The sequence below is a fragment of the Mucilaginibacter roseus genome, assembly GCF_021215455.1.
Classification (GTDB): domain Bacteria; phylum Bacteroidota; class Bacteroidia; order Sphingobacteriales; family Sphingobacteriaceae; genus Mucilaginibacter; species Mucilaginibacter roseus.
In genome coordinates, this window is the sequence record NZ_JAJPWV010000003.1 from 629,153 (window position 1) to 642,194 (window position 13,042).

At 43.5% G+C, this 13,042-nt stretch carries 11 protein-coding genes; 3 read left to right on the forward strand and 8 right to left on the reverse strand.

Annotated elements, in window-relative coordinates; translation table 11 throughout:
* Positions 1 to 80 precede the first annotated feature (80 nt).
* The 4 genes from creD to LT679_RS11995 form a co-directional block, all read right to left on the reverse strand.
* Entirely contained in the window at positions 81 to 1,424 is a 1,344-nt protein-coding gene (gene creD / locus LT679_RS11980; protein WP_232177830.1) for a cell envelope integrity protein CreD, read from the reverse strand.
* 51 nt (positions 1,425 to 1,475) lie between these two features.
* Positions 1,476 to 1,787, reverse strand: a complete 312-nt coding sequence (locus LT679_RS11985) for a winged helix-turn-helix domain-containing protein (RefSeq protein WP_232177831.1) — start codon at positions 1,785 to 1,787, stop codon at positions 1,476 to 1,478.
* A complete protein-coding gene (locus LT679_RS11990) occupies positions 1,777 to 2,418 on the reverse strand; it encodes a hypothetical protein (protein ID WP_232177832.1) in 642 nt (213 codons plus the stop codon). Before LT679_RS11990 ends, LT679_RS11985 begins: the two co-directional genes overlap by 11 nt.
* Positions 2,419 to 2,514: 96 nt before the next feature.
* A complete protein-coding gene (locus LT679_RS11995; RefSeq protein WP_232177833.1) occupies positions 2,515 to 4,713 on the reverse strand; it encodes a bifunctional alpha,alpha-trehalose-phosphate synthase (UDP-forming)/trehalose-phosphatase in 2,199 nt (732 codons plus the stop codon).
* Positions 4,714 to 4,825: 112 nt separating this feature from the next.
* Here LT679_RS11995 and LT679_RS12000 point away from each other — a divergent pair, with 112 nt between their 5' ends.
* The gene (locus tag LT679_RS12000) at positions 4,826 to 5,932 is read left to right on the forward strand and encodes a mechanosensitive ion channel family protein (protein WP_232177834.1); all 1,107 of its coding nucleotides are present in this window, start codon (positions 4,826 to 4,828) and stop codon (positions 5,930 to 5,932) included.
* On the opposite strand, the gene LT679_RS12005 is transcribed toward LT679_RS12000, so the two are convergent.
* Positions 5,929 to 7,194: an MFS transporter gene (locus tag LT679_RS12005; RefSeq protein WP_232177835.1), complete on the reverse strand. Its 1,266-nt coding sequence runs from the start codon at positions 7,192 to 7,194 to the stop codon at positions 5,929 to 5,931. The two genes, LT679_RS12000 and LT679_RS12005, sit on opposite strands and share 4 nt — an antisense overlap.
* 33 nt (positions 7,195 to 7,227) lie before the next feature.
* Positions 7,228 to 7,662 carry a MarR family winged helix-turn-helix transcriptional regulator gene (locus LT679_RS12010; RefSeq protein ID WP_232177836.1) on the reverse strand — a complete coding sequence of 145 codons (435 nt, stop codon included), beginning with the start codon at positions 7,660 to 7,662 and terminating at the stop codon, positions 7,228 to 7,230.
* A 141-nt stretch (positions 7,663 to 7,803) separates the two neighbouring features.
* Between LT679_RS12010 and LT679_RS12015 the strand changes: the two genes are divergently transcribed.
* A complete protein-coding gene (locus LT679_RS12015; protein WP_232177837.1) occupies positions 7,804 to 8,901 on the forward strand; it encodes a Nif3-like dinuclear metal center hexameric protein in 1,098 nt (365 codons plus the stop codon).
* The gene (locus LT679_RS12020; protein ID WP_232177838.1) at positions 8,901 to 9,644 is read left to right on the forward strand and encodes a zinc ribbon domain-containing protein; all 744 of its coding nucleotides are present in this window, start codon (positions 8,901 to 8,903) and stop codon (positions 9,642 to 9,644) included. Before LT679_RS12015 ends, LT679_RS12020 begins: the two co-directional genes overlap by 1 nt.
* Positions 9,645 to 9,934: 290 nt before the next feature.
* Here LT679_RS12020 and LT679_RS12025 read toward each other — a convergent pair whose 3' ends face one another.
* The gene (locus LT679_RS12025) at positions 9,935 to 11,518 is read right to left on the reverse strand and encodes a M1 family metallopeptidase (RefSeq protein WP_232177839.1); all 1,584 of its coding nucleotides are present in this window, start codon (positions 11,516 to 11,518) and stop codon (positions 9,935 to 9,937) included.
* Between the two features lie 60 nt (positions 11,519 to 11,578).
* A complete protein-coding gene (gene rmuC, locus LT679_RS12030) occupies positions 11,579 to 12,946 on the reverse strand; it encodes a DNA recombination protein RmuC (RefSeq protein ID WP_232177840.1) in 1,368 nt (455 codons plus the stop codon).
* Between the last annotated feature and the right edge of the window lie 96 nt (positions 12,947 to 13,042).

Sequence of the window (13,042 nt, forward strand, 5' to 3'; positions counted from 1 at the left end):
AGTTAGGATGAGTGATGTTGTTTGTAAAGCCCGGCGACTATTGCCGCCGGGCGGGGTGATAGGGTTAGGTTGAGATATGTTTACTGGTTATCCCAATTTATTTTGCGCGAAAAGTACATGAGTATAGCGATGATGGCAAATAAGGTTACACTGCCAACCAATAGGGCAAGGTCTTCCAGTTGGATGATGACAAAAACAAACACATAAAACACGGCGAGTATAAAAGTTAGTAAACCTGCTACTTTCCTGTTTTTTAATAATGATGCTATAAACCAGGATATCAACCCTACTGTAGCTACTGCCGCTATCGCATATGAGATATTGAAGCCTACTTGCTCGGCAAATGATAGCAGCAGTATATAAAATACTACCATAGCCGCCCCGACCAACAAGTAATTAAAGGTGTGGATGACTGTCCGGGTAATAATTTCGGTAAGAAATAGGGCTACAAAAGTTAACAGTATAATCAGGATAGCATACTTACTGGTACGCATGGTTTTTTGATAATCATCAACCGGGATAATCATTTTTACACCGAATGATGACTTGCTTACTTTTAGTTTGTTGGCAAATACATTATCAACGTTTATCCATTGCTGCGGAAAGGTTTGGCCCAGATTTAGGGTATGCCAGCTAGCCGTAAAACCACTGGTATCAACATTGCGACTATCCGCAGCAACCGAACCATCAAAAGACGGCGAGTTCCAGTTACCGGATATACGGGCTGTAGTCGCTTTTCCTAACGGTAGAAATTGAAGTTCGTTACTGCCTTTTATCTGCAGGTTGTAATTGAACTTTCCGCTCTTTTCTAATAATTCGGTTGCATTGAAAGCGGCCTGCATAGTGTTTTCAAAAAGGGTATCGTTAAAAGCGGGGCGGGCCGTTATTTTTTGAGCATTGATATTAATCTCGGGGAGGCTTTTTAAGCCCTTAGTGTCACTAAGCCCAAACAGTAAGTAAGCTCGCTCGGGCAATAGCTGCGCCGGCGATATCTGCATGCCGGTAAGGTCAATTTTTCCAAAATCGCCGTTTACATTTACGTCAGCATTATATACGGCAGCATAAAATATGCCTTTGTGTAGTTTTTGTGATTTGGTATCTGCCTTATAGTTCAGGTGTTCAGGCAGTATATACAGCTTACCAATGGTTTCGCGTACGTTCACCTGTTTAAAGGTATCTACATATTTTTCGTACGAACGGTAAGGAATAACCAATACCGGCCCGTTAATGAGTTGGCTGCCCGACCATTGGTTTGATATTTCATCCAAAACCTGCTGGTTGCGGTTCTGTCGTTCTTCAATAAGGTTTTGTACAAAGATTGACGGGATAAGCAGCACCAGCGTAAGTACACCCAAAATAACTGCCTTGATAGTGCTGGATAATTTTTGCCATACCGGCATAAATGATTGATTTTCTGAGTTCATGATATTTTAATTAAAAGTACTTTTTATTTCAAAGTATATACACAAAAAAAATTACATCCCTTTTTGCAACCTGATCAACTGTTCAAGCGCGTTTAAATGTTGCTCAAATGCTTGTTTTCCTTTTTTGGTAGCTTCATAATTTGTGTTTGGCTTTCGGCCAACAAAGGTTTTGTTCACTAATATATATTCGTCCTTCTCCAAAGCTTTAAGGTGCGATGCCAGATTACCGTCCGTAATGCCCAACAGCTCTTTAAGCGAGTTGAAGTCATAACGTTCGTTAGCCATCAACACACTCATTATCTGCAGCCTTACGCGGTTCTCAAAAGCCTTATCAAGTTTCTCGAAAGGATTATTACCCGTCATACTTAAAATACATTATGCTACCGTAAATAATATGCAGCACGCCAAAACCTATCGCCCAAAACAATAAACCATATCCTGGCAGCAGGGCAGCAATCAAACCAAGGCTAATTTCCAGCAAACCCAGGTATTTTACGTCGCCAAAAGTATAATTACTTGCGCTAACTAAGGCCAGGCCGTAAAAAATTAGTGTGGCCGGGGCTATAAAACCTATGAAACCTCTGCTGAGTAATATTAAACAAAAAAACCCGCCGGCAACAAGCGGTATCGCTAAATGGATTAGCAAATTTCTGCTGGTTTTACCCCACGCTTTTTGCCCTTTACGCTTTGCCTTACGTTTAGTTAAATAAGCACCTGTTAATAAAGATGAGGCCAAAACCAGCATGGCTATGATAAATAAGGGCCTGATTACTGACCCTGCTTCATCTGCAAAATACCCTGCAACAGGGGAGTCAGATTGGTAATAACCAACTTGGTTAGTATACGCAATGTAATAATAAGCGAGTGCCGCCCCTATCAAAGCATACACTCCCGCCATTACACCTGACAGGCCGCTTAGCGATATAAATTTCGATGATCGCTCCATTAAACTACGTATGGAGCTCAACTCATCATGCAATTCCTTTTCTTCCACTGGAAAGTACTTTTATTTTCAAAGTAAATGATTAATTATCTATCGTGCAAATTTTTTGAAAAAAAATAAGAGCCCCGTTATGAGGCTCTATCGCAGTTATTTATCAGCAGTTATGGTTACGGGCTGCACCAGGCTATGCAGCAGGTGCCTAACCTCGTGGTGATTACGCAGGTAGAACCGAGCGGCGGAGATATTGCTGCCCACCTTCACCGTAAGCGAATTATCAGGCAGGGCCTTAAAAATATCCTCATCGGTATGGTCATCGCCAAGTGCCATTATAAAGTCGTAGTCCTTATTGTGCAGCATGGCTGATGTTGCTTTACCCTTGTTAATTTCCATGTTTTTTATTTCAACCACCTTGTTGCCGGGCAGCAATTGCAGGCCTCGGTCATTAATCAGGTAGCGCAGGTTGTTCATCAACTCGTTGGTGCGGAGTTCGCCCAAGCCTTTCTCCACCTTGCGGTAATGCCATACCAGCGAGTAGTTTTTTTCTTCGATAAAAGCGCCCGGCGTACGGTCAACATACATTTCAAGCAGCGGGTATACATCCTGTTTCCATTGATCGTTAAGGCCGGGTATGCTTTCCCACTCGCCGTTTTTCTTCATCCAGGCGCCGTGTTCGGCAATCAGGGTAAGTTTAGTATGGCCAAACCACTCTTCCAGGCAATCATAACCCCGGCCACTCACCAGTACTATTTGATTGGCAGGGTCGGCGTTCAGGTCGTCAAGCAGGGCATAAAGTTCTTCATCCGGTTTGGCTGCGTTAATATCTGATTTAAAGCCTACCAGCGTTCCGTCATAATCCAGGAATATTACACGGTTTTGCGTTTTACTATATATCTTTTTAATAGCCTGCTCGGTAACATCGGTAATATGGCGCGAGCGCATGGATTGCTGCATCTGTTTTACCTCCCGAATGCGCTCCATAAATATGCGCACCCAATGCTTAATGTTAAATTTTGATACTACCTGGCGCATCAGTTTCATGCGGCGGCGCTGTTCAAACACCGGCATACTGAGCGCTTTTACCATAGCCTTAGCCATGGAATTAATGTTGCTCGGGTTTACAATTATGGCATCAATCAACTCTTTGGATGCCCCGGCCATTTCGCTTAATATCAATACGCCGGTTTCCTGTGTGCGGCTGGCAACGTACTCTTTGCTTACCAGGTTCATGCCATCACGCATGGGCGTTACCAGGCATATATCAGCCGTATGGTATAGTGCTGATAGCGTTTCGATCGGGAACGCACGGTAAAAATAATTTATCGGGCTCCATTCTATGGTGCGGTGCCGCGCATTAATATCACCTACCTTACGGTCAATATTTTCCTTAAGCTCCTTGTATTGCGGTACATTATCTCGTGAAGGCACCACAATCATGTGCAATACAACTTTCTCCCGATACTCAGGATGCGCTTCGAGCAACATTTCAAAGGCTTGCAAACGTTGTAATATGCCTTTGCTGTAGTCGAGCCTGTCAATACACAGGATCAATTTTTTATCCTTAAACGTCTCTTTTAAATGCTCTGCTTCTTGCTTTACGCGGTCAGTTGTGGTTAATGCGGCATATTTTTCATCGTCAATACCCATCGGGAACGATTCCACCACCACCGGGCGGTCATCAACCGTAATTACGTTTGATGTTGAATTGTAGGGCAACAGTCGGGTTGCCGCGGTTATAAAGTGGCTGGCATCATCAAAAGTGTGAAAGCCCACCAGGTCGGCACCCAGCATACCTTCAATCAGTTCATTTCGCCATGGTATCAGGCGGAACATCTCGAAAGACGGGAACGGAATATGCAAAAAGAAACCTATAGACACGTCCGGCTGTTCAGCACGTATCAGGCCTGGCAGTAACAGCAGTTGATAATCGTGTATCCAAATGGTATCGCCGGGCTCGGCAATCTGCATTACGGCGGCCATAAACTTTTTATTTACGGCGCTGTAATATTCCCAGTTGCTTTGTTTGTAGTTTGAATAAGTTGATGCGTAATAGTGAAAAATCGGCCAAAGTATCTCATTTGAAAAACCTTCGTAATAGCCTGATATTTCATCCGCGCTCAAAAATACCGGCACTAGGCTCTTTTCGGCAAGTTTTTGCTTCACTTGTTCCTGCTGGGCTTCGTCGGTTACTTCAATGCCGGGCCAACCCAGCCAAACGTTATCTCCCGACCGGTAAACAGAGCCTAACCCGGTGGCCAGGCCACCCTCGCTTGTTACAATATTAAAGCCGCCATCATCCTCATATATCTTTACAGGCAGCCTGTTTGAAACAATGATTGTTTTACTCATAAGTAGTATGTTTTAACGTGCAAAAGCCATAAAATAGCCTTTTTTAGCCACATTTAAAAATGTAACTAACAATTAAACCGTTGTTGAGTTATACACTACTAAAGGAAAAAGTATGAAAGAAGTTTTAGAAAATTGGTCTGATAACATGCCGTCGTGGCTATGGAATATACTGATAACTATTACGGCGGTGATTATCGGCCTTATTATAAAGCTGATTATAAAATCGATACTTAACTTTTATAAAAACCGCAACGATTATTCGCTTTTCCGGAGCATTATTGTGCATACCGGCAGGCCCATGAACCACTTTGTGCCGTTGCTGGTGCTCAACCTGATGCTGCCATTGATGGATATGCAAAAGCGTTTTTACATACCGTTTAGCCGCTTTGTGGAGATATCGCTTATTATTTCATTTGCGGTACTGCTGGTTAGCTCCATCAAGGTTTTTGAGGATTACATGTATCATGTGTACGATTTAAACAAAGAGGATAACCTGAAAGAGCGCAAAATACGTACGCAGTTACAATTTATAAGGCGAATACTGGTAACATTTATAGTACTGATAGCCGTTGCGGTGGTATTGTTAAGCTTTGATAACGTACGTAAAATTGGTGCCGGTTTACTTACCGGTGTCGGCATTGGCGGTATTATTATAGGTTTCGCAGCCCAAAAATCTTTAGCTAATTTTTTGGCCGGATTTCAGATAGCGTTTACGCAACCGATAAGGATTGATGACGTGCTGGTTGTAGAGGGCGAATGGGGCCGTGTAGAGGATATTACCCTGACTTACGTTGTGTTAAACATCTGGGATCAGCGCAGGCTGATTTTACCGATTAACTATTTTATTGAAAAGCCCTTTCAAAACTGGACGCGTACCACATCGCAAATTTTAGGCACTGTTTTTTTATATCTCGATTACAATACCCCTGTTGATGCCATCCGTGCAGAGTTCGATAGGCTGCTTGATAATACTAACCTTTGGGATAAACGGGTTAAAGTAATACAGGTTACTGACGCCAAGGAACGAACCATCGAGATTCGCGCGTTAATGAGCGCGCGCAATTCATCGCAGGCGTTTGATTTACGCTGCTACATCCGCGAAAACCTGATCAACTTTTTAAGAGACAATTACCCCGAAAGCCTGCCATTGCAACGGGTGCTGCTTACTCATGATGAAAAATTCAAGCAGGATAAGGATGCGTCCGCTTTACCGGCTTAAGTATTTAGCGCTTGCTGCATTTTAACAGGCGGCGCCAATTGCTGCGCGTTTTTATCTGTCTTTTGCTTACGTAAAAAGTATAAGTGAATTCCGCCTATAAGCAGGGCGGCTATCCCCTCGGCAAGCAGGGTGTTTTGCGCGTTAATATATTGTGATACCGTACCAATAAGCAAACCGCCTATCGGCTGCAAACCGAATAAAACCATGGCGTAAAAACTGATCACTCGTCCACGCATATCCGGGCTAACCGTAGTTTGTATAACCGTATTACTGATGGTAACCTGAGACATCATACCGAAACCGCTGATCATGGCAAACACCAGCGCAACCGGGTAAATTTCTTCATGCGAGAAAAGCGCAAGGCCCGTACCCAATACCAGTGTATTAATGGCCAGTATCAGCTTTAAATTGCTGCCTGGTTTTAATGATGCCAGGAAGATGGCCCCGGCAAAAGCTCCCAATCCGATAACGCTATCAATAACCCCAAAAGTTGATGCTGTGCCCTTAAAAATATCGCGCGCGTAAACCGGTATCAGCGTAGCAAAAGGCAGCACCAGTACACTCATTAGGCAAAGCATCAGTAGTATAAAACCTATAGATGGTGTGTTTTTAATATAAGTAAAGCCTTCTTTCAAATCGGCTACAACATCTTTATTATGCGGCTTGGCCTCGTATTTAGGTAATCGCATTGCTAATAAGGAACCAATCACCGCTATAAAGCTCAGAGTATTCAGGCCAAAACAAGCATCCTCGCCCAGCTTTTCTATCAGCAAACCTGCAATACCAGGCCCTATCAACCGCGACAGGTTGACCATGGATGAATTAAGCGCCAAAGCATTAGGCAGGTGTTCCTTATTGTCAATCATCTCATAAACCAGCGACTGCCGGGCTGGTACGTCAAACGCATTGATAACGCCCAAAACCACGCTTAATGAGATGATTTGCCAAACTTCGTATTGTTTAAAGTAAACCAGTAAGGTAAGCAGCAGTGCCTGTATCATTGAGGCGATCTGCGTAATAAGCAATACCTTATAACGGTCATACCTATCGGCTACAACGCCGCCTAAAAAAGAAAGTATAAATGAGGGAAATAAGCTGGCGAACATGGTTACACCCAGCATAAATTCAGAATGTGTTAAGGCGTATACTACCCAGCTTACAGCAGTTTTTTGCATCCAGGTGCCAATCAGCGAAAACGATTGGCCAAAAAAGAAAAGCCTGTAGTTGCGGCTTTTAAACGCGTTGAAAGTACTAATGTTCATCTAATTTCCGTCCCCTCTTTGTTTATTTGATAATTATTCGTGTTCGATAATCTTTTTAAGCAAGCTTAAGGCATTGTTCAAGGATGCGCGGTCTTCAGTTGTGCACAAATCACTTATGGCGGTATACAGCCACTCCTCCCGCTCGTTACGTACCCGATACAGCACTTCGCGACCAGCGTCAGATAAGGAAATGATTACCTTACGCTTGTCCGTTTTTGATGGCTCGCGGTTAATGTAACCCAACTCAAGCAGGTGGTTCAATATCTGCGACATGGATTGCGTCGTGATCTTCTCCATGGAGGCCAACTCGCTGGGCAGCAACTGCCCATGCTGATCGAGCAGGGCAATGGTTGAACGCTCAGTTAACGAAAGCTTTTCGCCGGTTAATGATTGCTTGCGCAGCTTTTTTACCAATCGGGTAGTTGTTTCGCGCAGTTGCGCTGCCAGTTGCCTTGTATTCTTGTCCATTTAATTATAAGCTTAACTTGTAAGTTTACCTTACAAAATTACACATGCGCTGCTAAACATTTGTCATTTACATTTCATAACACATCACAAAAAATTATGCCAGCGGGACGGGGCAATTACATTAAATAGTAATTTAGTTGGATGAAATTAGCAGAGCTAACTAACTACCTGGAAAGCCTGGCACCGCTGGCCTATCAGGAAGATTATGATAATGCAGGCCTTATTGTTGGTCGCCTGGATAAAGAGGTTAACCAGGCGCTTATATCACTTGATTGTACCGAGGCCGTGGTTGACGAAGCCATTGCCACCGGTTGCCAGGTAATCATATCGCACCATCCCATTGTTTTTAAAGGACTGAAAAAATTTAACGGCCGAACCTATATAGAGCGCGTGGTTGAAAAAGCCATTAAGCATGATATTGCCGTTTACGCTATCCATACCAACCTGGATAATATAACCGGGGGTGTAAACTCCAAAATATGCGAGATGCTGGGTTTGAAGAATACCCGCATACTCGCGCCTAAAAACGGATTGCTTAAAAAGCTGGTTACCTATGTACCGGTTAACGATGCAGAGCGGGTAAAGAACGCGCTGTTTGCTGCCGGCGCAGGTAATATTGGCAACTACAGCGAATGCAGCTTTGGCACCGAGGGCACAGGTACCTTTAAGGGTAATGATGATACCAACCCCTACGTTGGTGAGCCTGGCACCCGCCACCGCGAAGCCGAACTACGCATAGAAACTATTTACCCTGCCAATTTAGAAAGCAAAATATTGATGGCTTTAGTTTTGAACCATCCGTATGAGGAAGTGGCTTATGATCTGTACACCCTTAGCAATCAGCATAATCAAATTGGCTCAGGCATGATTGGTGAACTTGACGTGGCTTTGAGCGAGCACGATTTTTTAAGATCACTTAAGGAAAAGATGCATACCGGCGTTATTAAATATACGCAACTGCGCGACCGCGAAGTTAAAAAAATAGCGGTATGTGGCGGCTCAGGTGGCTTTTTGCTAAAGCAGGCCATAGCCGCCGGTGCCGATGTTTTTGTAACGGCAGATTATAAATACCATGACTTTTTTGATGCCGACGGCAAGATAGTGATAGCAGATATCGGACATTTTGAAAGTGAGCAATTTACGCAGCAATTATTGTTTGAAATTATTCAGAAAAAATTCGCTACCTTTGCCGTCCGTTTAACAACGATAAATACGAACCCCGTCAAATATTTTATTTAATGGAACAAACCGTTGAACAAAAGCTGAAAGCTTTATACGAACTTCAGACAATACATACTAAAATTGATAGAATACGCCAGGTGCGCGGTGAATTACCTGTTGAGGTAGCCGACCTGGAAGATGATGTTGCCGGTTTGGAAACCCGCATCCAAAAGCTTAAATACGAGCTTGATGATGTTGAGGACGAAATCGTTAACCGTAAAAACCTGATCAAAGATGCTCAGGCCAACATCAAAAAATACGAAGCGCAACTTAACGATGTTAAGAACAACCGTGAGTACGATGCTATCTCTAAAGAGATCGAAATTCAAGGCCTTGACATACAGGTAAGCGAGAAAAAAATCCGCGAGTTTGGTTTTGAGATCAGCAACAAAACCCAGGTTTACGAAAAAGCACTTGCGGATTTGGAAGCACGTAAGGCCGATCTTGACGCTAAGAAAGCAGAGTTAGGCACCATTACTGCTGAAACTGAAAAAGAAGAGAACGAACTGCTTGGCCAGGCTGAAAAAGCTACCGGTAACATCGAGGAACGTTTGCTTACTGCTTACACTCGTTTGCGCAAAAACGCTAAAAACGGTTTGGCTGTGGTAACTATTCAGCGCGATTCATGCTCAGGTTGCTTTAACCAGATCCCGCCTCAACGCCAGTCAGATATCCGTCAGCGCAAAAAAATTATCGTTTGCGAGCACTGCGGCCGTATCCTGGTTGATGAGCAAATGGCTTTAGAAGCAGAGGAAGCATAAACTGCTGTTTAAATATTAGAAAAAGCGCCCTCGAGGCGCTTTTTTATTTTTTATCTTTTAGCAGTGTTTTACGAAGGAAAAACTTGCAGCTTGATTGCCTTACCAAAGCCGCTATTTAATAGAGTAAGTAATATCACATTTTTCATTCAATGCAATCTCCATCAACAGCAAAAAATATATAAATCTTTAGTTATAAAGCAAGAGATTCCCACACCCCCCCCTTCGCATTGACCGTTATAAATAGCATATAAATAAAGTCTACTAAAATACCGTGCGCAATAAATACATGCTTATTTGGTCTTTTCCTTTACAATTTCATACTCTGCCAATAATCTCACATCAGGATCTGCCACGAGTTCGCCGGCTTCAGTCGGCGCGGCAATGTTCAGGTCAAGTGTCTTATCTCTCATGTCAGCAGTAAACCGGGTGCTACCTACCTTTAGATCGACACTTAGCTGATAAACATACTTTTGCAACTGCTCAATATGCAGGTGAATACCATGATTGGTTTTATCCGTTTCGTAACTGATGCGCAATTTAGGATGCCCTGCTGTGTATAACCACTGCTTAAAGAATTGTTCCAGGTTTTGACCACTGGCTTTCTCCATTACATCTCTAAAATTTTCAGTGCCGGCATTGCCATTTTTGTAGGTGCTGTAATAGGTGCGTATACCTTTCATAAACTTTTCATCACCCAGTTTATGCCTTAACATATATAGCACCCAACTGGCTTTTTGGTAACTGTTATTGTTAAGCAAAGTAATATCGGCTTTCTCTTTAGTTTGATCCACCACCGGGGTCATGCGCTCTTTTTCAAAAGCGAAAATGCCGGTGCGGTCTACCATCATACGTTTCTTCAGGCTATCAATTCCATATTTATGCTCATGGTAATAGTGCGTAAAATACGTGGCAAAACCTTCGCTTAGCCAAACATGTGCCACGTCGCTCTCGGTAGCGGCATCGCCAAACCATTGGTGTGCAACTTCATGTGCTACCAATGCTTCAATAGCCCTATCATCTACCGAGTTTTCGTAATAAAAAATATTGCTGGCATTTTCCATGCCGCCAAAAACAGTTTTTGATTGTACATTGGCCAACTTTTTATACGCGTAGGGCCCTATCTGCTGATTATAGAAATTCAGGATCTCGGGCGCGCAGGCGTAAGCTTTAAATCCGTTGCTCTTATCTTGTTTAAAAGTATAAGCATTTACAGGTACCTGATTTATAAACTCAGGTGTACTTATGGCAAAATCGGCCACGCCGATCACCATTACCTTGGTTGATACCGGCACATCCTCATGCCAATGGGTCGTTTTGATATCGCCACTTTGCTTTTCGCTTATTTTTAAGCCGTTGGCCACGACGCTGTAATGCGCAGGGGCGTTTACGATAAAGTCGACACCGGCTTTATCGGCCACATCATCAACACAAGGCAACCATTTCTGCGCACGGTGCAGCCAGTTATCGCCAAAGAATGTGCGGTCGCCGTATTTGTTTTTAGAGATGATGAGCCCATCAGCAGGTATACCGCTGTAGGTAACATGATAGGTATGGTTAGTACCCGATTTGGCCGCTGTTTTTATGATTAGCTTATCATCAGTGTGGGTAAAGTTTAACTTTTTACCACCCTCTGTTACGGCGAGTACCTGCATGCCTTTACCATTGGCCGCCTTACCATCCAGATCAAACGTTACTGAATTTACATCACGGCATAATGATAACTGTAAATCGGCCTGGCCTTTGATCACATCGTCCTGATCATTAAGCGTAATATTAAAGGTATAATGCTGCACATCAACCGCCGGAACGAGCGCCTGTGCGTTGGCTTTTGCATACACAGCCAGCAGCGCAAGGGATAGTAAATATTTATGCATAGTCAATTAGCTTAAGTAATAATAAACAGATTAATTGACATTTGCATACCGGCCTTAATACTATTCCTCGCCTATGTATTTCTGATCAATCTGTTTATTGGCCTTGGCACCCAGTTTCTTAATTTTTTCGGCAGTGATAGTTAGGTTACCACGGCCGTCAGCCAGTTTGTTAAGAGCCTTATCATAAGCATCCTGGCTTTGTTTAATGTTTTTACCGATGCTTTCCATATCAGTAACAAAGCCCACAAACTTATCATACATCTCACCGCTCAGGCGGGCAATCTCCAAAACGTTACGGTTTTGACGCTCTTGCTTCCACATGCTGGCAATGGTGCGTAGCGTAGCCAAAAGTGTCGACGGGCTAACAATCACCACCCGCTTATCCCAGGCATCGCTGAAAAGCTCTGCATCTATCTGCACGGCTATACTGAACGATGATTCTATAGGGATGAACAGCAATACAAAGTCGGGCGAGTTGATCTGGTACAGATCGTGGTAGTTTTTAGATGACAGGTTATGCACATGGCTCCTGATGGATTCAATATGTGCTTTTGAATACAGCTTGCGCTCTTCCTCGCTCTCGCTGTTTACCAGGCGTTCGTATGCTACAAGTGATACCTTGGAGTCAATAATCAGGTTCTTATCGTCCGGCAAGTCTATCACCACATCGGGTTGCAGGCGCATGTTTTCGTTAGTGGTCATGCTGGCCTGTATGCGGTATTCACGATCCTTGACCAGTCCTGAGCGTTCAAGCACTCTTTCGAGTATCACTTCTCCCCAATTACCCTGACGCTTGTTATCACCTTTAAGTGCTTTGGTGAGGTTCTGCGCTTCGTCGCTAATCTGGCGGTTAAGCTCCATCAGCTGGGTAATTACTCCCTTAAGCGTATTGCGTTCTGCGGCTTCCATATTGTAAACCTTGTCAACCTTTTCCTCAAAAATCTTCAGGTTTTCCTTCAGCGGATTTAATATGTTGTCGAGGTTGTGTTTGTTTACATCCACAAACTCGCGCGATTTTTCCTTAAGTAGCTTTTCGGCTATATTCTCAAACTCCAATTTGAATTTTTGCTGTAGTTCCTGGATATATTTTTCCTGCTCGCCCAGGCGTTCTCGCTGTGCTTTAAAAGCTTCTTCGGCCTTGGCCATACGGCTGCGCTCAGTTAGCAAATCCTGGTTAAGCGCGGTAACAACGCCTTCCAACCGGACGCGTTCATCATGTAAGGTGCGGTCGGCCTTATCGCGCTCGGCCAGTAAGCCTGAAGCGCGTTCTTCTGCCTTGGCAAGCGCTATGCGTAAACCGTCCGCCTCGTTTTTCAGGCGCACTAATTCGTCGGTATCAATAGCAACCGGTTTCGGGCGTTTTATAAACAGCAGTACCGCCACAAGCAAAATAACAACAGCAAGAACAATTAAAACAACAGGCGTCATTTGATAAAAATATTAGCAAAACGAAGGTAGCAATTTTTTAAAAATTGCGTGTAAAAGTATGATAACACAGTCCTAATATTATATTTGTTATACAGA

Coding starts and splice junctions, on each gene's coding strand:
- creD (WP_232177830.1), bottom strand. CDS start 1,424: ATGAACTCAGAAAATCAATCATTTATGCCGGTATGGCAAAAATTATCC.
- LT679_RS12020 (WP_232177838.1), top strand. CDS start 8,901: ATGGAACAAACCGTTGAACAAAAGCTGAAAGCTTTATACGAACTTCAG.
- LT679_RS12010 (WP_232177836.1), bottom strand. CDS start 7,662: ATGGACAAGAATACAAGGCAACTGGCAGCGCAACTGCGCGAAACAACT.
- rmuC (WP_232177840.1), bottom strand. CDS start 12,946: ATGACGCCTGTTGTTTTAATTGTTCTTGCTGTTGTTATTTTGCTTGTG.
- LT679_RS11995 (WP_232177833.1), bottom strand. CDS start 4,713: ATGAGTAAAACAATCATTGTTTCAAACAGGCTGCCTGTAAAGATATAT.
- LT679_RS11985 (WP_232177831.1), bottom strand. CDS start 1,787: ATGACGGGTAATAATCCTTTCGAGAAACTTGATAAGGCTTTTGAGAAC.
- LT679_RS12015 (WP_232177837.1), top strand. CDS start 7,804: ATGAAATTAGCAGAGCTAACTAACTACCTGGAAAGCCTGGCACCGCTG.
- LT679_RS12000 (WP_232177834.1), top strand. CDS start 4,826: ATGAAAGAAGTTTTAGAAAATTGGTCTGATAACATGCCGTCGTGGCTA.
- LT679_RS12025 (WP_232177839.1), bottom strand. CDS start 11,518: ATGCATAAATATTTACTATCCCTTGCGCTGCTGGCTGTGTATGCAAAA.
- LT679_RS12005 (WP_232177835.1), bottom strand. CDS start 7,194: ATGAACATTAGTACTTTCAACGCGTTTAAAAGCCGCAACTACAGGCTT.